This is a genomic window from Pseudomonas alkylphenolica (assembly GCF_004025535.1).
Classification (GTDB): domain Bacteria; phylum Pseudomonadota; class Gammaproteobacteria; order Pseudomonadales; family Pseudomonadaceae; genus Aquipseudomonas; species Aquipseudomonas alkylphenolica_A.
The window spans coordinates 43683-68380 of record NZ_QJRG01000038.1 but is presented as its reverse complement, the minus strand read 5'-3'; the positions used below and the strand labels follow the sequence as shown (position 1 = coordinate 68380).

Below are 24698 nucleotides of genomic sequence, written 5' to 3'. Positions count from 1 at the left end.
AGGCAGTCGTCGCGCTGTCGGCTACGGGGTAGCAGTGCGCTTGAGCCTGTGAGTTGAATCCCGGACAATGCGCGCTCATTTTTTCCACAGTTGAGCGTGTTGATGTCGACGGACAAGGTTTCTGTCCATGGTGGCTGGGCCAGTCGCTGGGTGTTTGTACTGGCGGCAACCGGTGCTGCAGTAGGGCTGGGAAGTATCTGGAAATTCCCCTACATGGTCGGTGTCTACGGTGGCGGAGCCTTTGTGCTGGTGTTCCTGGCCTGCATTGCCCTGATCGGCATCCCGGTGATGCTCGCTGAAACCCTGATCGGCCGCCGTACCCGCCAGAGCCCGGCCAACGCCCTGCGTGACCTGGCGCTAGAGGCAGGGCACTCACCGCGCTGGTCCTGGTGGGCGTTTGCCGGAATGATCACGGCGCTGTTGATCCTGTCGTTCTACAGCGTGGTCGGTGGCTGGTCGTTCGATTACATCATCAGCATGGGCAAAGGCGACTTTCAGGGCGTGACGGCCGACCAGGTCGGCACCTACTTCAATGGGGTCATCAGCGATCCCTGGCGGCTTGTGCTGTGGCACAGCCTGTTCATGCTGCTTTCGGCGCTGGTGATTGCGCGCGGTGTGGTGGCAGGCCTGGAGAAGAGTCTGCGCATCATGATGCCGCTACTGTTCCTGCTGCTGGTGATCCTGCTGGGCTACAGCCTGACCACCGGGCACTTCATGCAGGGTCTGCATTTCATGTTCGACTTTGACACCTCGCGCCTGCTCGACGGCTTGCTGCCTGCCATGGGGCATGCCTTCTTTTCGTTGAGTGTCGGTGTCGGCTCGCTGTTGATCTACGGCGCCTACATGCCCAAAGGTGCGTCGATTGGCGGCACCATTGTCGCCGTCGCGCTGCTCGATACCTTTGTTTCGCTGTTGGCCGGCCTGGCCTTGTTCCCTATCGTTTTTGCTGCCGGGCTGAACCCCAGCGAAGGCCCGGGCCTGATGTTCGTTGCCCTGCCATTTGCATTCGGCAATGTGGCGTTTGGCCAGTTGATGGGCGTCGTATTCTTTGTTCTAGTGGCGGTGGCGGCCTGGAGTTCGGCGATTTCTTTGCTGGAGCCAATGGTGGCCTACCTGGTGGAGCGCACCGGTGTGCGTCGTGGCTGGATCACAACCTGGCTGGCATTCAGTTGCTGGTTGGTTGGCTTGGGCACGGTGTTTTCATTCAATATCTGGCAGCAGGCGCGCTTTTTTGTGAACGACGGCAGCGGCCTGCAGCTCTACCAGTGGGGAGCGAGCGGCGGCCTGGATTTCTTCGGGGTGATCGATTTCTTCACCTCGCGGGTCATGTTGCCGTTGGGTGGATTGTGTTTTGTGATTTTCGCCGGTTGGATCATGGGCCGTGAGGCGGTGCGCGACGAGTTGGCCATGCGCAGCCCGTTGTTGTTTGCTCTGACTTTCTTCTTGATGCGCTATGTGGCGCCCCTCGGCATTCTGATTGTGTTTGCCGCTCAGCTTTGGAAGTGACACCTGGATGACTACCCATATTCAACGCTCGGCTCTGCTGCCTTATCCCGCCCAGGCGTTGTACGACCTGGTCAATGATGTAGCGCGCTACCCGGAGTTTCTGCCCTGGTGCTCGGCCAGCACGGTGCTCGAAGTCAGTGACACGCTGATGCGTGCCAGCCTGGAGGTTGCCAAGGGCGGGATGAGCCAGAAGTTTGTTACCCGCAATGTGCTGGTGCCCGGGCAGTCAATCGAGATGAACCTGGAGGAGGGGCCCTTCAATCAGCTGCATGGGCTGTGGATATTCAAGCCCTTGGGTGAGAAGGCCTGCAAGATCAGTCTGGACTTGTCCTTCGACTATGCCGGGCCGCTGGTGCGTGCCACCTTGGGCCCGCTCTTCAACCAGGCGGCCAATACCCTGGTAGACGCATTCTGCCAGCGGGCCAAGCAATTCAATGGCTGAGCACCTGTTGCAGGTAGAGGTTGCCTACGCAACCGCCGAACAGCAATGGCTCCTGACGTTAGAGGTCGCGGCCGGTACCACATTGCGTGAGGCCGTGCGATTGTCGGGGCTCGCCGAGCAGGTGCCGGGGCTTGATGCAGAAGCCTGCCCGCTGGGTATCTTCGGCAAGGTCGTCAAAGAGGCTGATCAGCAAACTGTTGTCGACGGTGATCGCATCGAGGTGTATCGGCCGTTGATGATCGACCCCAAGGAAGTGCGCAAGCAGCGCGCCGACAAAGTGGCGAGGGTGTTCAAAAAAGCCAAGCGCTGAGGCACAAAAAAGCCCGGAATGTCCGGGCTTTTCTTTGTCAGCAATGGGCTTATTGCGGCGAGACTTCCAGTGGTGCAGGGGTCGGTACCGGAATGGTTTCAATGGTATCGACTTCTTTCTGGATCTTCTCTTCAAGGGAGCCCGGCTTGGCTGGGGTTTCCTTGACCGGCTCGACCGGCTGGGTAGTGCCTGTTTCGACCGGGGCGACGCTGGTGTCGCCGCTGCCACCGAGAATTTCCTGGTCGCGGCTGACGCCCGGCATGAAGTCGCCGGACAGGCTGACCAGTTGATCGTTCTCGTTGAAGAAGATGCTCATGCGCTCCTGCTGGCGTTCACCGCCACCTGGCTGCAGGCTGTACAGATAATCCCAACGATTGGTATGGAAGGTATCCTGGATCAACGGGTTGCCCATGATAAACCTTACTTGCCGACGGGTCATTCCGGGGCGTAATTGGTCTATCATGTCTTGCGTGACGACATTGCCCTGCTGGATGTCGATTTTGTAAACCCCGGGGAACGAGCAACCGGCGAGTGCGAGCAGTCCCACAAAGGTGAGGCTGGTTAGCAAGAGCTTGGTGTTTTGCATCGGTGGGCGACTTCCACTATCTTGGCTGGACAACGTAAACCCCGATCATACCCGTATTCAGAGAAGCTGCGAAGCAGCATCGGCGAGAAAGCTGACCATGGTTGAAAATAGCGAACTGCGCAAAGCTGGTCTCAAGGTGACCCTGCCTCGAGTAAAAATTCTACAGATGCTCGACTCTACCGAGCAGCGTCACATGAGTGCCGAGGATGTCTACAAGGCGCTGATGGAGGCCGGCGAAGATGTAGGTCTGGCCACGGTTTACCGTGTACTGACCCAATTCGAAGCCGCAGGCCTGGTTGTGCGCCACAACTTCGATGGCGGTCACGCCGTATTCGAGCTGGCCGATGGCGGCCACCACGACCACATGGTTAACGTGGAGTCTGGCGAAGTTATCGAGTTTTTCGATAGCGAAATTGAAAAGCGCCAGAAGGAAATCGTTGCTGAGCACGGTTACGACCTGGTCGACCATAATCTGGTCCTGTACGTGCGCAAGAAAAAGTAAGCAATTATTTCTTCGTGTGTGACAACAAAGGCGACCTCAGGTCGCCTTTGTGTTTTCTGGCCTTCGCTTCAGGCTTTGCTGGTCACGACCATTTTGCGGGCGTGAGCCAGCGATTCCTTGGTCAGGTCAATGCCGCCGAGCATCCGCGCCACTTCTTCTACACGTTCACGTTTGCCAAGGTTGGCCACTGCGGTATGGGTGGCATCGCTGTTGCGCACCTTGTGCACGAACAGATGGTGGTGACCTTGTGCCGCCACCTGTGGCAGGTGCGTGACGGTCAGTACCTGGCCACGCTCGCCCAGGCGGCGCAGTAGTTGGCCAACGATTTCGGCAGTTGGGCCGCCGATACCCACATCGACTTCATCGAAGACCAGGGTCGGGATGCGAGAGGTTTGCGCAGTAATGACCTGGATCGCCAGGCTGATCCGTGACAGCTCGCCACCAGAGGCGACTTTTGCCAGGCCCTTGAGCGGTTGGCCCGGGTTGGCGCTGACCAGTAATTCCACCTGTTCCAGGCCATGCGGTGACAACTCGTCACTGTCGTTGGTGTGCAGCTCGATGCTGAAGCGGCCGCCGGGCATGCCCAGGCGCTGGATCTCCTGTTCCACGGCACCGGCCAGCTGAGTGGCTGCCTGCTTGCGCAGCCCGCTCAGCTCGATGGCCTTGTCCTGGTAGTGGCGGGCAAAGGCGGCCAGCTCATCGGCAAGGCGCTCGATCGACTCGTCATTGGCGTTGAGGCCTTCGAGCTCCTCCAGCAATCGTTGTTGCAGGCTGGACAGTTCGGTTGGGTGTACGCGGTGTTTGCGCGCCAGTGTATAGATGTTGTCGAGACGCTCTTCGAGCTGCTGCAGGCGCGCCGGGTCGGCGTCGAAGTGATCGAGGAAGCGGTTGAGCTCACCCACCGCTTCTTCAACCTGGATTTGCGCGCTGGCGATCATGTTGGCAGCTTCGCCCAGTGCCTTGGGGGCATTTTGCACGGCGGTCAGGCGGTTGAGGCTGGCGGTCAGGGCGTTGAGCACGTTGCCTGAGTCGTTCTCGCTGCAGTGGTCGATGACCTGGCGGCAGATGCCGAACAAGGCTTCGGCGTTGGTCAGGTTCTTGTGTTCCTGTTCCAGTTGCTCCAATTCGTTCTCGCCAAGGCCCAGGTTGTCGAGCTCTTCGAGCTGGTAGCTGAGCAGTTGATGCTGGGCCCGTTGCTCGTCGCCCGAGTTGGACAGGCGCTCGAGTTCCTGGCGGGTCTGGCGCCAGCGCTGGGCCGCCAGTTGTACCTGGCGGGCCAGGTCGGTGGCGCCGGCATATTCGTCGAGCAGTCGCCGATGGGTGTCAGTCTTCAGCAGCGACTGGTGTTCGTGCTGGCTGTGGATATCGATGAGCAGTTCGCCCAGAGCCTTGAGGTCGCCAAGCGGGCAAGGGGTGCCGTTTATGTAGCCGCGGCTGCGCCCTTCGGCAGTGATGACCCGGCGCAGGATGCATGGGCCGTCGTTGTCCAGGTCGCGTTCGGCCAGCCAGGTGCGGGCTTCGGGGATATCCACAAGGTCGAAAGTGGCGAGGATGTCGGCCTTGTCGGCACCTGGGCGTACCACGCCGCTGTCGGCACGATCACCCAGGGTCAGGCCCAGGGCGTCGAGCATGATCGATTTGCCGGCACCGGTTTCACCGGTAATGACGCTCATTCCTCGGGCGAGCTCCAGGTCCAGGTGTTCGACGATGGCATAGTTGTGTACAGACAGGTGCACCAGCATTGGGGCGGCTCCCAGGCGAGAAGTCTGGTTATTTATACAGTGTTTTAAAATCCACTGGCAATGGCTGCGCTTAGTTCGATTTGGTTATCAGTCGGCTGTTCTGATTGCGATGGGTTATGAACGAATCGGCGTGTGACGTTCTCTACCCCTTGAACCTGGGTTTTACGACCCCATATAGCCGGCAGAAGCGCGAGTTCAGCTCGCTGACATTATTCGAGAGGAGAGATTTTATGGCTGACGAACAGCTGGATGAACAGAATCTGAACGCCGAAGAAACTGGCGCACAAGACCTGAGCGCCCGCGTGCAGGTGCTCGAAGAGCAGCTGGCGGCGGCCCAGGATCAATCCCTGCGTACCGCTGCCGACTTGCAGAACATCCGTCGCCGTGCCGAACAGGATGTCGAGAAGGCGCACAAGTTTGCGCTGGAAAAATTCGCCGGCGACCTGCTGCCGGTTATCGACAGCCTGGAGCGCGGCCTGGAGCTTTCCAGCCCGGACGACGAGAGCATTCGCCCAATGCGCGAGGGCATCGAGCTCACCCTGAAGATGTTCCACGACACCCTCAAGCGCTACAACCTTGAGGCGATTGACCCGCACGGCGAACCCTTCAACGCCGAGCACCACCAGGCAATGGCCATGCAGGAAAGCGCCGAGGTCGAGCCCAACAGCGTACTCAAGGTCTTCCAGAAGGGCTATCAGCTCAATGGTCGCCTGCTGCGCCCGGCCATGGTCGTGGTCAGCAAGGCCCCTGCAGCGGTTTCGCCGTCGATTGACGAGCAGGCTTGAAATCGTTTCGGGCGCCCCCATCTAGGTGTCAAGCATTCAAGTATTACCGCAGTTAGCCACCACTGCTGCGGCAACAAAATTCAAGTTTCGGGAGAGTGAACATGGGCAAAATCATTGGTATCGACCTGGGGACCACCAACTCGTGTGTCTCCATTCTGGAAAACGGCAACGTCAAGGTAATCGAGAACGCTGAAGGCGCTCGTACCACGCCGTCGATCATTGCATACGCCAACGATGGCGAGATTCTGGTCGGTCAGTCGGCCAAGCGTCAGGCAGTGACCAATCCGCACAACACCCTGTACGCAGTAAAACGTCTGATCGGTCGTCGTTTCGACGAAGATGTCGTGCAGAAAGACATCCAGATGGTTCCGTACAAGATCGTCAAGGCTGACAACAACGACGCCTGGGTCGAAGTCAACGGCCAGAAAATGGCACCGCCTCAGATCTCTGCCGAGATCCTGAAAAAAATGAAGAAGACCGCCGAAGACTACCTCGGCGAGCCTGTCACCGAAGCGGTCATCACCGTTCCGGCGTACTTCAACGACAGCCAGCGTCAGGCCACCAAAGATGCCGGTCGCATCGCCGGTCTGGACGTAAAACGTATCATCAACGAACCGACTGCAGCCGCACTGGCTTACGGTATGGACAAGGCCAAGGGCGATCACACCGTGATCGTTTATGACCTCGGCGGTGGTACCTTCGACGTTTCGGTTATCGAAATCGCCGAAGTCGATGGCGAGCACCAGTTCGAAGTACTGGCCACCAACGGTGACACCTTCCTCGGTGGTGAAGACTTTGACATTCGTCTGATCGACTACCTCGTCGACGAATTCAAGAAAGAAAGCGGCATGAACCTCAAAGGTGACCCGCTGGCCATGCAGCGTCTGAAAGAAGCTGCTGAAAAAGCCAAGATCGAGCTGTCCTCGAGCCAGCAGACCGACGTTAACCTGCCGTACATCACTGCAGATGCTTCCGGTCCTAAGCACCTGAACGTGAAGATCTCCCGCGCCAAGCTGGAGTCGCTGGTCGAAGACCTGGTTCAGCGCACCATCGAGCCATGCCGTATCGCCATGAAAGATGCCGGTATCGACGTCAGCAAGATCGACGATGTGATCCTGGTGGGTGGTCAGACCCGTATGCCGCTGGTGCAGAAGGCTGTTACCGATTTCTTCGGTAAAGAAGCCCGTAAAGACGTCAACCCTGACGAAGCGGTTGCCATGGGTGCTGCGATCCAGGGTGCGGTACTGGCCGGTGACGTCAAAGACGTGCTGCTGCTGGACGTCAGCCCGCTGACCCTGGGTATCGAAACCATGGGTGGCGTGATGACCGCGCTGATCGAGAAGAACACCACTATTCCGACCAAAAAGTCGCAAGTGTTCTCGACTGCTGATGACAACCAGAGCGCTGTGACCATTCACGTGCTGCAAGGTGAGCGTAAGCAGGCTGCACAGAACAAGTCCCTGGGCAAGTTCGACCTGGCCGAGATTCCACCAGCACCACGTGGCGTGCCACAGATCGAAGTAACCTTCGACATCGACGCCAACGGCATTCTGCACGTAGGCGCCAAGGACAAGGCTACTGGCAAGACCCAGTCGATCGTGATCAAGGCCAACTCGGGTCTGTCTGATGAAGAAATTCAGCAGATGATCCGCGACGCCGAAGCGAACTCGGAAGAAGACCGCAAGTTCGAAGAGCTGGCCACTGCCCGTAACCAGGGTGATGCGCTGGTTCACTCGACTCGCAAAATGGTCGCTGATGCCGGTGACAAGGTTACCGCTGAAGAGAAGACCGCGATCGAGGCTGCTGTGGTTGCCCTGGAAGCCGCCATCAAAGGCGACGACAAGGCTGCCATCGACGCCAAGGTCGAAGAGCTGTCGAAAGTATCGGCTCCTGTTGCTCAGAAGATGTACGCCGAGCAGCAGGCTGAGCAGCCACAAGCGGGTGCGCAGCAGCAAGCCGAAGAACCTAAGCACGACGACGTGGTCGATGCCGAGTTCGAAGAAGTCAAAGACAACAAGTAATTGCTACAGGTTGTCGGCCGGCTGACTGCTCACTAGCGGTTGACTGGTAGGATGTCGCCGCGCGGGGGCTTGCTCCCGCGTTGGCGTGTCTGGAATACCCGAATTTTTACAGCATCTGTCAGGCCTTCGGGAGAAGGTTGAGGTGGATGCTGGCGGCACAGCGCGAAATGCGCAGAGGTTTGCCGAACGTCCTCAAGAGTGCAAAGACTTATGGCAAAGCGTGACTATTACGAAGTTCTGGGGGTTGAGCGCGGCTCCAGTGAGGCGGACCTGAAGAAGGCCTATCGCCGCCTGGCGATGAAGCATCACCCGGACCGTAACCCCGATGACAAAGAGTCTGAAGAGAAATTCAAGGAAGCCAACGAGGCTTACGAAGTTCTTTCCGATGCCAGCAAGCGTGCGGCCTACGATCAGTACGGTCACGCGGGTGTCGACCCGAGCATGGGTGGTGGCGGTGCTGGTTTCGGTGGCGCGAACTTCTCCGATATCTTCGGTGACGTGTTCAGCGACTTCTTTGGCGGCGGCCGTGGTGGTTCGCGCGGTGGTGCCCAGCGTGGCAGCGACCTGCGTTACACCCTCGAGCTGAACCTGGAAGAAGCGGTGCGCGGTACCACGGTCAATATCCGTGTGCCGACGCTGGTCAACTGTGAGCCGTGTGATGGCTCTGGGGCCAAGAAAGGCTCGTCGCCTTCGACCTGTCCGACCTGTGGCGGTATTGGTCAGGTGCGTATGCAGCAGGGCTTCTTCTCGGTCCAGCAGACCTGCCCGCGTTGCCACGGCCAGGGCAAGATCATCACCGATCCGTGCAACTCGTGCCACGGGGAAGGTCGTGTCGAAGAGTTCAAGACGCTTTCGGTCAAGGTGCCAGCTGGCGTTGATACCGGTGATCGCATTCGCCTGTCGGGTGAAGGTGAGGCCGGCTCCCACGGTGGGCCTACCGGCGATCTGTACGTTGTGATCAATGTGCGCGAGCACGCGATCTTCCAGCGTGATGGCAAGCACCTGTATTGCGAAGTGCCGATCAGTTACACCGATGCTGCCCTGGGTGGTGAGCTGGAAGTGCCGACCCTTGATGGTCGGGTCAAGTTGAAGATTCCGGAAGGCACCCAGACCGGCAAGCAGTTCCGCTTGCGTGGCAAGGGCGTGGCCCCGGTGCGTGGCGGTGGAGCTGGCGATCTGATGTGCCGGGTTGCGGTGGAAACACCGGTCAACCTGAGTCGTCGTCAGCGCGAGTTGCTCGAAGAGCTGCGTGATTCGCTGGAAGGCGACAGTTCTCACTCGCCCAAGGCCAGTGGTTGGTTTGAAGGCGTAAAGCGCTTCTTCGGCGACTTGTAAGAGGGATAAGGCATGCGACGTATAGCGGTAATGGGCGCGGCAGGGCGCATGGGCAAGACTCTGATCGAGGCTGTGCAACAGGCGCCGGGAGCCGGGCTGACGGCGGCAATTGATCGTCCGGACAGTTCGCTGGTGGGTGCCGATGCGGGTGAGCTGGCTGCATTGGGTCGCATTGGTGTGATGCTCTCCGACGACCTGGCAAAGGTTGCCGATGAGTTTGATGTGCTGATCGACTTCACTCACCCTTCGGTGACCCTGAAGAACCTGGCGTTCTGCCGCAAGGCAGGCAAGGCCATGGTCATCGGCACCACCGGTTTCAGTGTCGAGGAAAAGCAGCTGCTGGCCGAGGCAGGCAAGGACATTCCGATTGTCTTTGCGGCCAACTTCAGTGTCGGCGTCAACCTCAGCCTGAAGCTGCTGGACATGGCTGCGCGCGTGCTTGGTGATGACGTGGATATCGAAATCATCGAGGCCCATCACCGTCACAAGGTCGATGCGCCGTCGGGAACTGCGCTGCGCATGGGTGAAGTCGTTGCCAATGCGCTGGGCCGTAATCTGCAGGAAGTGGCAGTTTACGGTCGTGAAGGCCAGACCGGTGCCCGCGATCGCCAGACCATCGGTTTTGCTACCGTGCGTGCCGGCGATGTGGTCGGTGATCACACGGTGCTGTTCGCCGCTGAAGGTGAGCGCCTGGAAATCACCCACAAGGCTTCCAGTCGCATGACCTTTGCCAAGGGTGCTGTACGTGCCGCCCTGTGGCTGGACGGGCGTGAGCCTGGCCTGTATGACATGCAGGACGTGCTCGACCTGCGTTGATCGCAATGCCGCTGCGGGAACGGAATAACCGGAATGGTGAATCCGTTCCCGCAAGCCTCCCATGCGCCCTGTCGCATTCCCGTGCCTTTCAGGCACATCAGTGGTAGACCAAAAAAGCGTTTTTCTGTAAGCTACAGCTTTAGTGTGTCCACTAAAAGCGCGCAGATAATTCGATTAAGAAAGCGGGGTGACGTGTCTATACGTCATTCCGCTTTTTTACAACCTGCGATCGCCCCTTCAGGCTTGATTTACGGGAGGTCTTCTTGACTAAGCCAGCCATACTCGCCCTTGCCGATGGCAGCATTTTTCGCGGTGAAGCCATTGGAGCCGACGGACAAACCGTTGGTGAGGTGGTGTTTAACACCGCAATGACCGGCTATCAGGAAATCCTGACTGACCCTTCCTATGCGCAGCAAATCGTTACCCTGACTTACCCGCACATTGGCAACACCGGCACCACGCCGGAAGATGCCGAATCCGATCGCGTCTGGTCGGCCGGCCTGGTCATTCGCGACCTGCCGCTGATCGCCAGCAACTGGCGTAACAAGCAGTCGCTGCCTGACTACCTCAAGGCCAACAATGTTGTAGCGATCGCCGGTATCGATACCCGCCGCCTGACACGCATCCTGCGTGAAAAGGGCGCGCAGAACGGTTGCATCCTGGCCGGTGACAACATCAGCGAAGAGGCCGCAATTGCCGCCGCTCGCGGTTTCCCTGGCCTCAAGGGCATGGACCTGGCGAAAGTCGTCAGCACCACCTCCAGCTACGAATGGCGCTCCAGCGTCTGGGAGCTGAAAACCGACAGCCACGCGACCATCGATGCCGCCGAGCTGCCGTACCACGTGGTTGCCTACGACTTCGGCGTCAAGCTGAACATCCTGCGCATGCTGGTTGCCCGCGGTTGCCGCCTGACCGTGGTGCCGGCGCAAACCCCGGCCAGCGAAGTGCTGGCGCTCAACCCGGATGGCGTGTTCCTGTCCAACGGCCCTGGTGATCCGGAGCCATGCGACTACGCGATCCAGGCGATCAAAGACATCCTCGAGACCGAAATTCCGGTGTTCGGTATCTGCCTGGGTCACCAGCTGCTGGCCCTGGCCTCCGGTGCCAAGACCGTGAAAATGGGTCATGGTCACCACGGTGCCAACCACCCGGTCCAGGACCTGGATACCGGCGTGGTGATGATCACCAGCCAGAACCACGGTTTTGCGGTTGACGAAGCCACCTTGCCGAGCAACGTTCGCGCCATCCACAAGTCGCTGTTCGACGGTACCCTGCAAGGTATCGAGCGCACCGACAAGAGCGCTTTCAGCTTCCAGGGTCACCCTGAAGCCAGCCCGGGCCCGACCGACGTCGCGCCACTGTTCGACCGTTTCATCGATGCCATGGCCAAGCGCCGCTGAGCACCTGCGAGAAGGCCCTGAACCGGTGCAAGCCGCGTTCAGGTGCTGTCCCAAGATTGTTCAAAGCGGCTTGCCGACTGACCTGCGGAATTGAGTGATACCCATGCCAAAACGTACAGACATTAAAAGCATCCTGATTCTCGGCGCTGGCCCGATCGTGATCGGCCAGGCCTGCGAATTCGACTACTCCGGCGCCCAGGCCTGCAAAGCCCTGCGCGAGGAGGGTTATCGCGTCATCCTGGTGAACTCCAACCCGGCCACCATCATGACCGACCCGGCCATGGCCGATGCCACCTACATCGAACCGATCAAGTGGCAGACAGTAGCCAAGATCATCGAGAAGGAGCGCCCGGACGCGCTGCTGCCGACCATGGGTGGCCAAACCGCTCTGAACTGCGCCCTGGACCTGGAGCGCGAAGGCGTCCTGGAAAAGTTCGGCGTGGAAATGATCGGTGCCAACGCCGACACCATCGACAAAGCCGAAGACCGTTCGCGTTTCGACAAGGCGATGAAGGCCATCGGCCTGGAGTGTCCGCGCTCCGGTATCGCCCACAGCATGGAAGAAGCCAATGCCGTGCTCGAGAAGCTGGGCTTCCCGTGCATTATTCGTCCGTCCTTCACTATGGGCGGCACCGGTGGTGGCATTGCTTACAATCGTGAAGAGTTCGAAGAAATCTGTGCTCGTGGTCTGGACCTGTCGCCGACCAAAGAGCTGCTGATCGACGAATCGCTGATCGGCTGGAAAGAGTACGAGATGGAAGTGGTCCGCGACAAAAAGGACAACTGCATCATCGTCTGCTCGATCGAGAACTTCGACCCGATGGGCGTGCACACCGGTGACTCGATCACTGTTGCGCCGGCGCAGACCCTGACCGACAAGGAATACCAGATCATGCGCAACGCCTCGCTGGCGGTGCTGCGTGAAATCGGTGTGGAAACCGGCGGTTCCAACGTGCAGTTCGGTATCTGCCCGGACACCGGCCGTATGGTCGTGATCGAGATGAACCCGCGGGTGTCGCGTTCTTCGGCCCTGGCTTCGAAAGCCACCGGTTTCCCTATCGCCAAGATCGCTGCCAAGCTGGCCGTCGGTTATACCCTCGACGAACTGCAGAACGACATCACCGGTGGCCGCACCCCGGCGTCCTTCGAGCCGTCGATCGACTATGTCGTTACCAAGCTGCCACGTTTTGCCTTCGAAAAATTCCCGAAAGCCGACGCCCGCCTGACCACCCAGATGAAGTCTGTAGGTGAAGTCATGGCCATCGGCCGTACGTTCCAGGAATCCCTGCAGAAGGCCCTGCGCGGTCTGGAAGTCGGTGTCTGCGGTCTGGATCCTAAAGTCGACCTGGCCAGCCCTGACGCTGCCAGTGTGCTCAAGCGCGAGCTGACTGTGCCGGGTGCCGAGCGCATCTGGTACGTCGCCGACGCCATGCGTTCGGGCATGACCTGCGACGAAATCTTCGCCCTGACCGGTATCGACCACTGGTTCCTGGTGCAGATGGAAGATCTGATCAAAGAAGAAGAGAAGGTCAAGACTCTTGCACTGTCGGCGATCGACAAAGACATGATGCTGCGCCTGAAGCGCAAAGGCTTCTCTGACCAGCGTCTGGCCAAGCTGTTGGGTATCACCGACAAGAACCTGCGCCGTCATCGTCACAAGCTGGAAGTGTTCCCGGTCTACAAGCGCGTCGACACCTGCGCGGCCGAGTTCGCCACCGACACCGCCTACCTGTACTCGACCTACGAGGAAGAGTGCGAGGCCAACCCGTCGACGCGCGACAAAATCATGATCCTCGGTGGCGGTCCTAACCGTATCGGCCAGGGTATCGAGTTCGACTACTGCTGCGTACACGCCGCCCTGGCGCTGCGTGAAGACGGTTACGAGACCATCATGGTCAACTGCAACCCGGAAACCGTCTCCACCGACTACGACACCTCCGACCGCTTGTACTTCGAGCCGCTGACGCTGGAAGACGTGCTGGAGGTGGTGCGTGTCGAGAAGCCAAAAGGCGTGATCGTTCACTACGGTGGCCAGACTCCGTTGAAACTGGCGCGTGCCCTGGAAGAAGCCGGCGTGCCAATCATCGGTACCAGTCCTGACGCTATTGACCGCGCTGAAGACCGTGAGCGCTTCCAGCAGATGGTTCAGCGCCTGAACCTGCTGCAGCCGCCAAACGCCACCGTGCGCAGCGAAGACGAAGCGATTCGTGCTGCCGGTGTTATCGGTTACCCGCTGGTGGTGCGCCCGTCTTACGTGCTGGGCGGCCGTGCGATGGAAATCGTCTACGAACTGGACGAGCTCAAGCGCTACCTGCGTGAGGCTGTACAGGTTTCCAACGACAGCCCGGTACTGCTCGACCACTTCCTCAACTGCGCCATCGAGATGGACGTGGATGCGGTCTGCGACGGCAAAGACGTGGTAATTGGTGCGATCATGCAGCACATCGAACAGGCCGGTGTTCACTCCGGTGACTCGGCATGCTCGCTGCCGCCATACTCGCTGCCAGCCCATGTTCAGGACGAAGTCCGTGAACAGGTCAAGAAGATGGCCCTGGAGCTGGGTGTTGTCGGTCTGATGAACGTGCAGCTGGCACTGCAGGGCGACAAGATCTACGTGATCGAAGTCAACCCGCGCGCTTCGCGTACCGTGCCGTTCGTTTCCAAGTGCATCGGCACCTCCCTGGCGATGATTGCTGCGCGCGTCATGGCCGGCAAATCGCTGAAGGAAATCGGCTTCACCAAGGAAATCATTCCTAACTTCTACAGCGTCAAGGAAGCGGTGTTCCCGTTTGCCAAGTTCCCGGGTGTTGACCCGATCCTCGGCCCTGAGATGAAATCCACCGGTGAAGTCATGGGTGTCGGTGACAGCTTCGGTGAAGCCTTCGCCAAGGCCCAGATGGGTGCCAGCGAAGTGCTGCCGACCGGCGGTACTGCATTCATCAGCGTCCGCGACGACGACAAGCCGCAAGTGGCTGGCGTTGCCCGCGACCTGATCGCCCTGGGCTTCGAAGTGGTAGCCACTGTCGGCACCGCCAAGGTAATCGAGGCGGCTGGCCTGAAAGTGCGTCGCGTGAACAAGGTGACCGAAGGTCGTCCGCACGTGGTCGACATGATCAAGAACGACGAAGTGTCGCTGATCATCAACACCACCGAAGGCCGCCAGTCGATTGCCGATTCGTACTCGATTCGTCGCAATGCGTTGCAGCACAAGATTTACTGCACCACCACCATTGCGGCCGGTGAAGCCATCTGTGAAGCGCTGAAATTCGGTCCGGAAAAGACCGTTCGCCGCTTGCAGGATCTGCATGCAGGACTCAAAGCATGAGCATTACCAAATACCCGATGACCGTCCAGGGCGCTCGCGCCCTGGAGGAAGAGCACCTGTTCCTGAGCAAGACCGAGCGTCCGCGCTTGAGTCAGGCGATTGGCGAGGCCCGCGAGCTGGGTGACCTCAAGGAAAACGCCGAATACCATGCCGCCCGTGAAGAGCAAGGCATGGTCGAAGCGCGTATCCGTGATATCGAGGGCCGTCTGCAGAACTCGGTCGTGATCGATGTGACCACCATTCCCCATACCGGGAAGGTCATCTTCGGTACTACCGTGGACCTGGAGAACACCGAAACTGGCGATCAGGTGACCTATCAGATCGTTGGTGAGGACGAGGCCGACATCAAGAAGGGCAAGCTCTCTGCTGGGGCACCGATTGCCCGTGCAATCATCGGCAAGGAAGAAGGCGATACTGTCGTCGTCAAAACGCCAAGTGGCACGGTCGAGTACGAGATTGTCGAAGTCAAACACATCTGACCGGTACATGCCGGCGCCAACTCTCGAAGGGATCCTCTGGCAGCTGGCCCAGGTCTTCTGGGTTGGCGGCCTGTGGGTGTTTCACGTCGGGCTGGTACCGGCGCTCAAGGTCAGTGGCCTGGCGCCGTTGCTGGTGCAGGACATCGCCGTGCAGATTGATCGCTGGTTGATCGGCGTGGCAGCAGTCGGCCTGCTGACCCAGCTGGCGGTATTGGTGAGGTTGAGAGGGGTGGCGGCCTGGTGGCAGACCTTCAGCGGCCAGATGCTGCTGGTGGGTTTCACCGCGTGTGTCGGCTACTACACCTTGCGCTACGGTGTTTCCGTGGGGGAGCGATGGCAGGTGTTCTGCTTCGCTGTTCTGGGAATCAGCGGTATCGTACTGGCTGCTCAGCCGGTGCCGGGCAGGGCGCGCCGAGCGCGCCACTGACCGGAACGAACATCACTTGTAGCGATGGATGTTCGACAGCTGCTTGTTCGGCTGTGGGTTGCGGCGGTAGATCAGTGCTTTTTTCCCAATGGTCTGCACCAGTTCGGCGCGACCGGCCTTGCACAGTGCGGCAATTGCAGCGGCACGTTCTTCCCGATCTTCCGAGCGAATCTCGACCTTGATCAGTTCATGATCGGCCAGGGCGCGTTCGAGTTCGGCGATAACGCCCTCAGTCAGCCCATTGCCTGCCACAATCAGAACTGGTTTCAGATCGTGGCCAATGGATTTGTACTGTTTCTTCTGCTCGTTATTGAGCGGCATAATCTGACCCTTGTGTCTGATTCTGTAAAAATGGCGGCCATTTTACCCGAGGGCCCGTGGATCCGCCCAGTTAATCACGACCCTAATCATCGAGGTGCCCAGTGGCGCGTTCCAAGACAAGCCTTGGCTGGCTGAAAGAACACTTCAACGATCCTTACGTCAAAAAGGCGCAAAAGGACGGTTATCGCTCGCGTGCGAGCTACAAATTGCTGGAAATTCAGGAAAAGTACCGAATTATCCGCCCTGGTATGAGCGTAGTCGACCTGGGTGCGGCGCCGGGTGGCTGGTCACAGGTTACCAGTCGTCTGATCGGCGGTCAGGGCCGTCTGATTGCTTCCGACATCCTCGAAATGGACAGTATTCCAGACGTAACCTTCGTCCAGGGCGACTTCACTCAGGACGAAGTGCTGGAGCAGATCCTTGCTGCGGTCGGTAATTCACATGTAGACCTTGTGATTTCCGATATGGCCCCCAATATGAGTGGTACGCCTGCCGTGGACATCCCCAAGGCCATGTTCCTGTGCGAGCTGGCCCTCGATCTGGCGACCCGGGTGCTTAAGCCGGGTGGTGATTTCCTGATCAAGATTTTCCAGGGCGAAGGATTTGACGTATATCTGAAGGACGCTCGTCAGAAATTCGACAAGGTCCAGATGCTCAAGCCGGATTCCTCACGGGATCGCTCCCGCGAGCAGTACTTGCTGGCACGGGGTTATCGCGGCGAGTAAGGCTTCAAGCCGGTGGCTTCCGGGGCATCCGATAGTTTTTTCCAATCGGATGTCCTGCCTGACTTGGATGAACATCGTGTAGTCTAGGTTTCACAAAGGGTTACAGACGGCGCCTGCAGATGTGTGGGTTATGTAGTAAGTTAGGCCGGTGAATATCATGCGAGGCACGGCTGCGCCGTCAGCCGGCTTCAGAGGGTAGCTAATTGAACGATATGGCAAAGAACTTGATCCTGTGGTTGATCATCGCCGCTGTCCTGGTGACGGTGATGAACAACTTCTCCAGCCCGAATGAGCCGCAGACCCTCAACTATTCCGACTTCATTCAGCAGGTCAAGGATGGCAAGGTCGAGCGCGTAGCGGTCGATGGCTATGTCATCACCGGTAAACGTACTGATGGCGACAGCTTCAAGACCATCCGTCCGGCCATCCAGGACAACGGCCTGATCGGCGATCTGGTCGACAACCACGTTGTGGTCGAAGGCAAGCAGCCTGAACAGCAGTCCATCTGGACCCAGTTGCTCGTAGCCAGCTTCCCGATCCTTGTCATCATTGCCGTGTTCATGTTCTTCATGCGCCAGATGCAAGGCGGTGCCGGGGGCAAGGGCGGGCCGATGAGCTTCGGCAAGAGCAAGGCGCGCCTGCTCTCCGAAGACCAGGTCAAGACCACCCTGGCCGATGTCGCCGGTTGCGACGAAGCCAAGGAAGAAGTGGGCGAGCTGGTCGAATTCCTGCGTGATCCGGGCAAGTTCCAACGCCTGGGTGGCCGCATTCCGCGTGGTGTGCTGATGGTTGGCCCACCGGGTACCGGTAAGACCCTGCTGGCCAAGGCGATTGCCGGCGAAGCAAAAGTACCGTTCTTCACCATCTCCGGTTCCGACTTCGTCGAAATGTTCGTCGGTGTGGGTGCCAGCCGTGTTCGCGACATGTTCGAACAGGCCAAGAAGCACGCGCCGTGCATCATCTTCATCGACGAAATCGATGCCGTTGGTCGCCATCGTGGCGCCGGCATGGGTGGCGGTCACGATGAACGTGAGCAAACCCTCAACCAGTTGCTGGTAGAGATGGACGGCTTCGAAATGAATGACGGCATCATCGTCATCGCTGCGACCAACCGTCCGGACGTACTCGACCCGGCGCTGCTGCGTCCCGGTCGTTTCGACCGTCAGGTTGTCGTTGGCTTGCCGGATATCCGTGGCCGTGAGCAGATCCTCAAGGTGCACATGCGCAAAGTGCCGATTGGCGAAAACGTCAATCCCGCTGTGATTGCCCGTGGTACCCCAGGGTTCTCCGGTGCCGACCTTGCCAACCTGGTCAACGAAGCCTCGTTGTTTGCCGCGCGTGGCGGCAAGCGCGTTGTTGAAATGAAAGAGTTCGAGCTGGCCAAAGACAAGATCATGATGGGCGCTGAGCGCAAGACCATGGTCATGTCGGAAAAAGAGAAGCAGAACACCGCTTATCACGAGGCTGGTCACGCTATTGTCGGGCGCGTCGTGCCTGAGCACGATCCGGTCTACAAGGTGTCGATCATCCCGCGTGGCCGCGCTTTGGGTGTGACCATGTTCCTGCCTGAAGAGGACCGTTACAGCCTCTCCAAGCGCGCACTGATCAGCCAGATCTGCTCGCTCTACGGTGGTCGTATTGCCGAAGAGATGACGCTGGGTTTTGACGGTGTAACGACAGGTGCGTCGAACGACATCATGCGCGCCAGCCAGATTGCCCGGAACATGGTCACCAAATGGGGCCTGTCCGAGAAGCTGGGGCCGTTGATGTATGCCGAGGAAGAAGGCGAGGTGTTCCTGGGGCGCAGTGCCGGCTCGCAGCACGCCAGTGTCTCTGGCGAGACGGCCAAGCTGATCGACTCCGAGGTGCGCAGCATCATCGACCAGTGCTATGCGACCGCCAAGCAGATCCTTACCGACAATCGCGACAAGCTTGATGCAATGGCTGATGCGCTGATGAAGTACGAAACCATTGATGCCGAGCAAATCGACGACATCATGGCCGGTCGCACGCCGCGAGAGCCGCGTGACTGGGAAGGTGGGTCGGGCACTTCGGGCACTCCTGCGCAGCAGGGTGATCGTCCGGAATCGCCGATTGGCGGCCCTGCAGCGCAACTCTAAGGGTTCTTATGACCTCACAGCAGTACCCAGCCCGGTTGCCTTGCGGCAACCGGGTTCTTGATTTGTCCCGTACCCATGTCATGGGTATCCTCAATGTCACCCCTGATTCCTTCTCCGACGGCGGTCGCTTCAATCAGCAAGATGCAGCGTTGCGTCATGCCGAGGCGATGGTCGCGGCAGGCGCTACGCTGATCGATATCGGTGGCGAATCTACTCGGCCCGGTGCCAGGGCGGTTTCCGCGCTTGAAGAGCTTGAGCGCGTTGCGCCCATGGTTGAAGCGATCAATCGCGAGCTGGATGTAGTGATCTCGGTCGATACCTCGACACCTGCAGTTATCCGCGAGTCCGCACGGCTGGGTGCCGGGTTGATCAACGATGTGCGCTCGCTCACTCGTGATGGCGCCCTGGATGCGGCGGCGGCCACCGGTTTGCCGGTGTGCCTGATGCATATGCGCGGTGAGCCGGGCGACATGCAGAATAATCCGCATTACGACGATGTCACCGCCGAAGTGGCGAGCTATCTTGAACAACGAATGGCTGCCTGTGCAGCAGTGGGCATTGATGCCGGGCGGATCATCCTTGATCCGGGTTTCGGCTTTGCCAAGACGCTTGCGCACAATCTCAGCCTGTTCAAGCACATGGAGTCCCTCTACCGCCTGGGGCGACCATTGCTGGTGGGTGTTTCGCGCAAAAGCATGATCGGGCAAACCCTGGATCGTCCAGTCGAGCAACGGCTCTATGGCAGCCTGGCTCTGGCCGCGTTGGCGATGACCAAGGGCGCAAGTATCCTGCGCGTTCACGATGTCGCCGAAACGGCCGATATCGTGCGAATGATTGAGGCGGTTCAAACCGCCGAGTAAGTGGAGCGTCTATGAGCAGAAAATATTTTGGTACCGACGGCATTCGTGGCCGTGTCGGCGAATATCCAATCACACCGGATTTCATGCTCAAGCTCGGTTGGGCTGCGGGCATGGCGTTCCGCAAAATGGGTGCATGCCGGGTGCTGGTGGGTAAAGATACCCGTATCTCTGGCTACATGTTCGAGTCTGCCCTGGAGGCCGGTTTGTCCGCCGCAGGTGCCGATGTAATGCTGCTCGGGCCGATGCCGACCCCTGCCATCGCTTACCTGACCCGTACTTTCCATGCCGAAGCGGGCATTGTCATCAGCGCTTCGCACAACCCGCATGACGACAATGGCATCAAGTTCTTCTCCGGCCAGGGCACCAAGTTGCCTGATGCGGTGGAGCTGATGATCGAAGAGTTGCTCGATCAGCCCATGACAGTGGTCGAGTCGAGCAAGTTGGGCAAAGTGTCGCGAATCAATGACGCGGCCGGGCGTTACATCGAGTTTTGCAAAAGCAGCGTGCCGACCAGCACCGATTTTGCTGGCCTGAAGCTTGTGATCGATTGTGCGCATGGCGCAACGTACAAAGTGGCCCCTAGCGTGTTTCGTGAGCTGGGTGCAGAGGTGACGGTGCTGTCGGCCCAGCCAGACGGCCTGAACATCAACGAGAACTGCGGGTCAACCCACATCGAATCGCTGCAGGCAGCGGTTCTGGTGGGGCATGCTGATCTGGGTATCGCTTTTGATGGTGACGGTGACCGGGTGCTGATGGTCGATCACACCGGGGCCATTGTCGATGGCGACGAGTTGCTGTTCATCATCGCCCGCGACCTCAAGGAGCGTGGCAAGCTGCAGGGCGGCGTAGTCGGTACGCTGATGAGTAACCTGGGCCTGGAGCTGGCCCTGAAGGACCTGGATATCCCGTTTGTGCGTGCCAAGGTGGGTGACCGCTATGTGATGGCCGAGTTGCTGGAGCGCGACTGGGTGATCGGTGGCGAGAACTCCGGGCATGTCGTGTGCTGTAACCACACCACGACCGGCGATGCGATCATTGCCGCTTTGCAGGTGCTGCTGTCTCTCAAGCGTCGCGGAGAAACCCTGGCTCACGCCCGTCAGGCGCTGCGCAAGTGCCCGCAGGTGCTGATCAATGTACGCTTCGGCGCAAGCAAGGTTGACCCGCTGGAGCACCCTGCAGTGAAAGAGGCCAGTGCGCGTGTGACCGAGGAAATGGCCGGGCGTGGCCGTGTGTTGTTGCGCAAGTCCGGAACAGAGCCTTTGGTCCGCGTCATGGTCGAAGGCGACGACGAAAGCCAGGTTCGTGCACACGCTGAAACGCTGGCAAAACTGGTAAGTGAAGTTTGCGTTTGAAATACGCTTGCCAGCAGTGATCGGGTTGGGTAACATCTGCGCCCACTTTGACCGACGAGGTACAGCATGCGTCGCCCTATGGTAGCTGGTAACTGGAAGATGCACGGTACCCGCGCCAGCGTCGCTGAGCTGATCAAGGGCTTGAGTATTCAAGACCTTCCGAGCGGTGTTGAGGTCGCGGTGTTTCCACCCGCGCTGTACATCAATCAGGTGATTGATGGGCTGCACGGGAAGTCGATTACCGTCGGCGCTCAGAATTCTGCGGTAGAGCCTGAGCAAGGCGCACTGACCGGTGAAATTGCACCGAGTCAGCTGGTCGAGGCAGGTTGCGGGCTGGTATTGATTGGGCACTCGGAGCGCCGCCAGATCATTGGCGAGAGCGACGAAGTTCTGAATCGCAAGTTCGCTGCGGCACAGGCTTGCGGTTTGAAGCCGGTGCTCTGCGTAGGGGAAACCCTCGAAGAGCGCGAAGCGGGGAAAACGCTTGAGATTGTCGGGCGTCAGCTGGGCAGCATCATCGAAGCATTCGGTGTTGAAGCTTTCGCCAATGCGGTGATTGCCTATGAGCCTGTTTGGGCCATCGGCACCGGTCTGACGGCCACGCCACAGCAAGCGCAGGATGTGCATGCAGCCATCCGCGCACAGCTGGCGGCAGAGAATGCCGAAGTCGCGAAGAATGTGCGGCTTCTATACGGCGGCAGCGTGAAGGCGGCCAATGCGGCTGAACTGTTCGGCATGCCGGATATCGATGGGGGCCTGATTGGTGGGGCTTCCCTGAACGCAGACGAATTCGGTGCAATTTGTCGCGCCGCAGGAAACTGAAAAATGCTGGAAACAGTGATCGTTGTGTTTCATCTGTTGGGCGCACTGGGTTTGGTAGTGCTGGTGTTGCTGCAACAGGGTAAAGGTGCGGAAGCGGGTGCATCTTTCGGCGCAGGTGCTTCAAATACTGTGTTCGGAAGCCAAGGTTCTGCTACCTTTCTGAGTAAGTTTACTGCTATACTAGCTGCCTCTTTCTTCTTAACTGCTCTTGGGTTAGGATACTTTGCTAAAGAGAAAGCTCATGAGCTGACTCAAGCAGGTTTGCCAGATCCAGCGGTACTTGAAGTGAAGCAGCAAAAACCGGCAACAGATGATGTACCGGTGCTCCAGGAGCAGAAGAGCGAAGCCACTAACACTGGCGATGTTCCTCCCGCTCAAGAGCAGAAGTAACGGGTTTCAAAGTAGTATTGCCGAGGTGGTGGAATTGGTAGACACGCAACCTTGAGGTGGTTGTGCCCATAGGGTGTAGGGGTTCGAGTCCCCTTCTCGGTACCAATTGAAACAAGATAGCCCGCTACAGCGGGCTTTCTTGTAGGTGGAGGTTAGATTGACCCTGTCAGGGTTCGGTCGTATACTTTCGCCCCAGCTTTGTCGCGGGGTGGAGCAGTCTGGTAGCTCGTCGGGCTCATAACCCGAAGGTCGTTGGTTCAAATCCAGCCCCCGCAACCAGTATCAGCGGAGCCCCTTTTGCAGGGGCTTTTTCTTGGCTGAACAGTCATAGCGCCGGTATTCAACGGCGTATCAGGGATGGGCGCTTTGCCCATTTTTTATTTGCATAGCATGCACGAGGGGGTTCAGGTGTCGAGCAAGCTAGAACAGTTGCAGGCCTTGTTGGCCCCGGTGGTCGAGGCTCTTGGCTATCAATGCTGGGGGATCGAATTCATCTCTCAAGGCAAACATTCGGTCCTGCGAATCTATATCGATAAAGAGGAAGGCATTCTGGTTGATGACTGCGCAATCGTCAGTCACCAGGCCAGCGCCATTCTGGATGTCGAAGATCCAATCAGTTCCGAATATACCCTTGAAGTGTCCTCTCCTGGCATGGATCGCCCGCTGTTCACTTTGGAACAGTACGCTTCGCATGCCGGCGAACAAGTGAAGATCAAGCTGCGCACGCCCTTTGAAGGTCGTCGTAACTTTCAGGGCCTCCTCCGTGGCGTGGAGGAGCAGGATGTGGTTGTTCAGGTGGATAACCAAGAGTTCCTGTTGCCGATCGATTCGATCGACAAGGCCAACATTATTCCCAGTTTTGACTGAGGCGTGCCGGATCCCGCGGACCGCGCGGATCCAATGGCTTGCGAAAGGCGAGGCGTACGATGAGCAAAGAAGTACTGCTGGTTGTTGAGTCGGTATCCAACGAAAAGGGCGTACCGGCCGGCGTAATTTTTGAAGCGCTGGAAGTGGCTCTGGCCACTGCAACCAAAAAACGTTTTGACGACGAAGTCGACCTGCGTGTGGAAATCAATCGCCACACCGGTAGCTACGAGACTTTCCGTCGCTGGACAGTCGTCGAGGAAAAGGATCTGGACGATCCGGCGATCGAAGTATGGCCGGCCAAAATCCAGGACTCCCATCCTGAAGCCAAAGTCGGCGACGTGATCGAAGAGAAAATCGAATCGATCGAGTTCGGCCGCATTGCTGCCCAGACCGCCAAGCAAGTCATCGTGCAGAAGGTTCGTGAAGCCGAGCGCGCTCAAGTGGTAGATGCCTACCGCGAGCGTCTGGGTGAAATCATCTCCGGCACCGTCAAGAAGGTCACCCGTGACAACGTCATCGTTGACCTGGGCAACAACGCCGAGGCGCTGCTGGCCCGTGAAGACATTATCTCGCGCGAAACTTTCCGTGTTGGTGTGCGCTTGCGCGCCCTGCTCAAGGAAATTCGCACTGAGAACCGTGGTCCTCAGCTGATTCTGTCGCGTACCGCGCCACAGATGCTGATCGAGTTGTTCCGCATTGAAGTGCCGGAAATCGCCGAGGGCCTGATCGAAGTTATGGCCGCGTCCCGTGATCCGGGCTCGCGTGCCAAAATCGCCGTACGCTCCAAGGACAAGCGCATTGACCCGCAAGGTGCCTGTATCGGCATGCGCGGCTCGCGTGTTCAGGCAGTGTCCGGTGAATTGGGCGGCGAACGTGTGGATATCGTCCTGTGGGACGACAACCCGGCACAGTTCGTCATCAACGCAATGTCGCCGGCTGAAGTCGCGGCGATCATCGTCGATGAAGATGCCCATGCCATGGACATCGCAGTGGGTGCAGACAACCTGGCCCAGGCGATCGGCCGTGGTGGCCAGAACGTGCGTCTTGCCAGCCAGTTGACCGGCTGGACCCTGAACGTGATGACCGAATCGGACATCCAGGCCAAGCAGCAAGCTGAAACCGGTGACATCCTGCGCAACTTCATCGACGAGCTGGAAGTCGACGAAGAGCTGGCACAGGTGCTGGTCGATGAAGGCTTCACCAGCCTGGAAGAGATTGCCTACGTACCGTTGGAAGAAATGCTCAACATCGACGGCTTTGACGAAGACATCGTCAATGAGCTTCGTGCTCGCGCCAAGGATCGTTTGTTGACCAAGGCCATCGCTACTGAGGAAAAGCTGGCAGACGCCCATCCGGCCGAAGACCTGCTCTCGCTTGAGGGTATGGACAAGGATTTGGCGATGGAACTGGCGGTGCGCGGCGTAGTTACCCGCGAAGACCTGGCCGAGCAGTCGATTGACGACCTGCTCGACATCGACGGCATCGACGAAGAGCGTGCCGGCAAGTTGATCATGGCCGCCCGAGCCCACTGGTTCGAGTAATTAGGCGCGGCCTGAGGAGAGAAG

The 24698-nt window shown here is 58.8% G+C and carries 23 protein-coding genes and 2 tRNA genes; 22 read left to right on the top strand and 3 right to left on the bottom strand.

Annotated elements, in window-relative coordinates; all coding sequences use genetic code 11:
- Positions 1-102 precede the first annotated feature (102 nt).
- From DM813_RS08765 to DM813_RS08755, 3 genes are read left to right on the top strand one after another with little or no spacing between them, the layout of a single operon-like run.
- A complete protein-coding gene (locus DM813_RS08765) occupies positions 103-1506 on the top strand; it encodes a sodium-dependent transporter (protein ID WP_128323028.1) in 1404 nt (467 codons plus the stop codon).
- A gap of 7 nt (positions 1507-1513) precedes the next feature.
- On the top strand, positions 1514-1948 hold the full coding sequence (locus DM813_RS08760) for a type II toxin-antitoxin system RatA family toxin (protein WP_128323027.1): 435 nt from the start codon (positions 1514-1516) through the stop codon (positions 1946-1948).
- Positions 1941-2258, top strand: coding sequence for an RnfH family protein (locus DM813_RS08755; RefSeq protein WP_128323026.1), 318 nt, complete (start codon positions 1941-1943; stop codon positions 2256-2258). The genes DM813_RS08760 and DM813_RS08755 overlap by 8 nt, the downstream gene beginning before the upstream one ends.
- Before the next feature lie 49 nt (positions 2259-2307).
- Here the strand turns inward: DM813_RS08755 and DM813_RS08750 are convergent, their stop codons facing one another.
- Positions 2308-2844: an outer membrane protein assembly factor BamE gene (locus DM813_RS08750; protein ID WP_128323025.1), complete on the bottom strand. Its 537-nt coding sequence runs from the start codon at positions 2842-2844 to the stop codon at positions 2308-2310.
- 97 nt (positions 2845-2941) lie between these two features.
- Here DM813_RS08750 and fur point away from each other — a divergent pair, with 97 nt between their 5' ends.
- Entirely contained in the window at positions 2942-3346 is a 405-nt protein-coding gene (gene fur / locus DM813_RS08745) for a ferric iron uptake transcriptional regulator (RefSeq protein WP_128323024.1), read from the top strand.
- A 68-nt stretch (positions 3347-3414) separates the two neighbouring features.
- On the opposite strand, the gene recN is transcribed toward fur, so the two are convergent.
- Positions 3415-5088: a DNA repair protein RecN gene (gene recN, locus DM813_RS08740; RefSeq protein WP_128323023.1), complete on the bottom strand. Its 1674-nt coding sequence runs from the start codon at positions 5086-5088 to the stop codon at positions 3415-3417.
- A gap of 230 nt (positions 5089-5318) precedes the next feature.
- On the opposite strand from recN, the gene grpE reads away from it, so the two are divergent.
- From grpE to DM813_RS08700, 8 genes are all read left to right on the top strand, one after another.
- The gene (gene grpE / locus DM813_RS08735; RefSeq protein ID WP_128323022.1) at positions 5319-5873 is read left to right on the top strand and encodes a nucleotide exchange factor GrpE; all 555 of its coding nucleotides are present in this window, start codon (positions 5319-5321) and stop codon (positions 5871-5873) included.
- Between the two features lie 101 nt (positions 5874-5974).
- Positions 5975-7894 carry a molecular chaperone DnaK gene (dnaK, locus tag DM813_RS08730; RefSeq protein WP_128323021.1) on the top strand — a complete coding sequence of 640 codons (1920 nt, stop codon included), beginning with the start codon at positions 5975-5977 and terminating at the stop codon, positions 7892-7894.
- Positions 7895-8104: 210 nt separating this feature from the next.
- Positions 8105-9229: a molecular chaperone DnaJ gene (dnaJ, locus tag DM813_RS08725; RefSeq protein WP_128323020.1), complete on the top strand. Its 1125-nt coding sequence runs from the start codon at positions 8105-8107 to the stop codon at positions 9227-9229.
- 12 nt (positions 9230-9241) lie between these two features.
- A complete protein-coding gene (gene dapB / locus DM813_RS08720; protein ID WP_128323019.1) occupies positions 9242-10045 on the top strand; it encodes a 4-hydroxy-tetrahydrodipicolinate reductase in 804 nt (267 codons plus the stop codon).
- 263 nt (positions 10046-10308) lie between these two features.
- Positions 10309-11445, top strand: a complete 1137-nt coding sequence (carA, locus tag DM813_RS08715; protein ID WP_128323018.1) for a glutamine-hydrolyzing carbamoyl-phosphate synthase small subunit — start codon at positions 10309-10311, stop codon at positions 11443-11445.
- Between the two features lie 103 nt (positions 11446-11548).
- Positions 11549-14770, top strand: coding sequence for a carbamoyl-phosphate synthase large subunit (carB, locus tag DM813_RS08710; protein ID WP_128323017.1), 3222 nt, complete (start codon positions 11549-11551; stop codon positions 14768-14770).
- Complete coding sequence (gene greA, locus DM813_RS08705) at positions 14767-15249, top strand: transcription elongation factor GreA (protein WP_197878061.1); 483 nt, start codon at positions 14767-14769, stop codon at positions 15247-15249. Before carB ends, greA begins: the two co-directional genes overlap by 4 nt.
- Entirely contained in the window at positions 15227-15676 is a 450-nt protein-coding gene (locus DM813_RS08700; RefSeq protein WP_128323016.1) for an MFS transporter, read from the top strand. The genes greA and DM813_RS08700 overlap by 23 nt, the downstream gene beginning before the upstream one ends.
- A gap of 12 nt (positions 15677-15688) precedes the next feature.
- On the opposite strand, the gene yhbY is transcribed toward DM813_RS08700, so the two are convergent.
- On the bottom strand, positions 15689-15997 hold the full coding sequence (gene yhbY, locus DM813_RS08695; protein ID WP_038606752.1) for a ribosome assembly RNA-binding protein YhbY: 309 nt from the start codon (positions 15995-15997) through the stop codon (positions 15689-15691).
- A 101-nt stretch (positions 15998-16098) separates the two neighbouring features.
- On the opposite strand from yhbY, the gene rlmE reads away from it, so the two are divergent.
- The 10 genes from rlmE to nusA all read left to right on the top strand — a co-directional run bounded on the left by rlmE (position 16099) and on the right by nusA (position 24674).
- On the top strand, positions 16099-16722 hold the full coding sequence (rlmE, locus tag DM813_RS08690; protein ID WP_128323015.1) for a 23S rRNA (uridine(2552)-2'-O)-methyltransferase RlmE: 624 nt from the start codon (positions 16099-16101) through the stop codon (positions 16720-16722).
- Positions 16723-16934: 212 nt separating this feature from the next.
- Entirely contained in the window at positions 16935-18842 is a 1908-nt protein-coding gene (gene ftsH / locus DM813_RS08685) for an ATP-dependent zinc metalloprotease FtsH (RefSeq protein WP_128323014.1), read from the top strand.
- 8 nt (positions 18843-18850) lie between these two features.
- Positions 18851-19702 carry a dihydropteroate synthase gene (gene folP / locus DM813_RS08680; protein ID WP_128323013.1) on the top strand — a complete coding sequence of 284 codons (852 nt, stop codon included), beginning with the start codon at positions 18851-18853 and terminating at the stop codon, positions 19700-19702.
- A gap of 11 nt (positions 19703-19713) precedes the next feature.
- Entirely contained in the window at positions 19714-21054 is a 1341-nt protein-coding gene (glmM, locus tag DM813_RS08675; RefSeq protein ID WP_128323012.1) for a phosphoglucosamine mutase, read from the top strand.
- A 66-nt stretch (positions 21055-21120) separates the two neighbouring features.
- Positions 21121-21876 (top strand): triose-phosphate isomerase, encoded by a 756-nt coding sequence (tpiA, locus tag DM813_RS08670; RefSeq protein ID WP_128323011.1) that lies wholly within the window; start codon positions 21121-21123, stop codon positions 21874-21876.
- A 3-nt stretch (positions 21877-21879) separates the two neighbouring features.
- The gene (gene secG / locus DM813_RS08665; RefSeq protein ID WP_128323010.1) at positions 21880-22266 is read left to right on the top strand and encodes a preprotein translocase subunit SecG; all 387 of its coding nucleotides are present in this window, start codon (positions 21880-21882) and stop codon (positions 22264-22266) included.
- Positions 22267-22285: 19 nt separating this feature from the next.
- Positions 22286-22371, top strand: a tRNA-Leu gene (locus DM813_RS08660).
- Between the two features lie 97 nt (positions 22372-22468).
- Positions 22469-22545, top strand: a tRNA-Met gene (locus DM813_RS08655).
- Between the two features lie 129 nt (positions 22546-22674).
- Positions 22675-23133, top strand: a complete 459-nt coding sequence (gene rimP / locus DM813_RS08650; protein ID WP_164897221.1) for a ribosome maturation factor RimP — start codon at positions 22675-22677, stop codon at positions 23131-23133.
- A 59-nt stretch (positions 23134-23192) separates the two neighbouring features.
- The gene (gene nusA / locus DM813_RS08645) at positions 23193-24674 is read left to right on the top strand and encodes a transcription termination factor NusA (protein WP_128323009.1); all 1482 of its coding nucleotides are present in this window, start codon (positions 23193-23195) and stop codon (positions 24672-24674) included.
- The last annotated feature ends 24 nt before the right edge of the window (positions 24675-24698 follow it).

Bases quoted from the DNA above. Each gene is read 5' to 3' on its own strand.
- greA (WP_197878061.1), top strand. From the start codon at position 14,767: ATGAGCATTACCAAATACCCGATGACCGTCCAGGGCGCTCGCGCCCTG.
- recN (WP_128323023.1), bottom strand. From the start codon at position 5,088: ATGCTGGTGCACCTGTCTGTACACAACTATGCCATCGTCGAACACCTG.
- dapB (WP_128323019.1), top strand. From the start codon at position 9,242: ATGCGACGTATAGCGGTAATGGGCGCGGCAGGGCGCATGGGCAAGACT.
- DM813_RS08760 (WP_128323027.1), top strand. From the start codon at position 1,514: ATGACTACCCATATTCAACGCTCGGCTCTGCTGCCTTATCCCGCCCAG.
- DM813_RS08750 (WP_128323025.1), bottom strand. From the start codon at position 2,844: ATGCAAAACACCAAGCTCTTGCTAACCAGCCTCACCTTTGTGGGACTG.
- folP (WP_128323013.1), top strand. From the start codon at position 18,851: ATGACCTCACAGCAGTACCCAGCCCGGTTGCCTTGCGGCAACCGGGTT.
- yhbY (WP_038606752.1), bottom strand. From the start codon at position 15,997: ATGCCGCTCAATAACGAGCAGAAGAAACAGTACAAATCCATTGGCCAC.
- DM813_RS08755 (WP_128323026.1), top strand. From the start codon at position 1,941: ATGGCTGAGCACCTGTTGCAGGTAGAGGTTGCCTACGCAACCGCCGAA.
- carB (WP_128323017.1), top strand. From the start codon at position 11,549: ATGCCAAAACGTACAGACATTAAAAGCATCCTGATTCTCGGCGCTGGC.
- fur (WP_128323024.1), top strand. From the start codon at position 2,942: ATGGTTGAAAATAGCGAACTGCGCAAAGCTGGTCTCAAGGTGACCCTG.
- ftsH (WP_128323014.1), top strand. From the start codon at position 16,935: ATGGCAAAGAACTTGATCCTGTGGTTGATCATCGCCGCTGTCCTGGTG.
- tpiA (WP_128323011.1), top strand. From the start codon at position 21,121: ATGCGTCGCCCTATGGTAGCTGGTAACTGGAAGATGCACGGTACCCGC.
- dnaK (WP_128323021.1), top strand. From the start codon at position 5,975: ATGGGCAAAATCATTGGTATCGACCTGGGGACCACCAACTCGTGTGTC.
- DM813_RS08765 (WP_128323028.1), top strand. From the start codon at position 103: ATGTCGACGGACAAGGTTTCTGTCCATGGTGGCTGGGCCAGTCGCTGG.
- dnaJ (WP_128323020.1), top strand. From the start codon at position 8,105: ATGGCAAAGCGTGACTATTACGAAGTTCTGGGGGTTGAGCGCGGCTCC.
- secG (WP_128323010.1), top strand. From the start codon at position 21,880: ATGCTGGAAACAGTGATCGTTGTGTTTCATCTGTTGGGCGCACTGGGT.
- glmM (WP_128323012.1), top strand. From the start codon at position 19,714: ATGAGCAGAAAATATTTTGGTACCGACGGCATTCGTGGCCGTGTCGGC.
- nusA (WP_128323009.1), top strand. From the start codon at position 23,193: ATGAGCAAAGAAGTACTGCTGGTTGTTGAGTCGGTATCCAACGAAAAG.
- grpE (WP_128323022.1), top strand. From the start codon at position 5,319: ATGGCTGACGAACAGCTGGATGAACAGAATCTGAACGCCGAAGAAACT.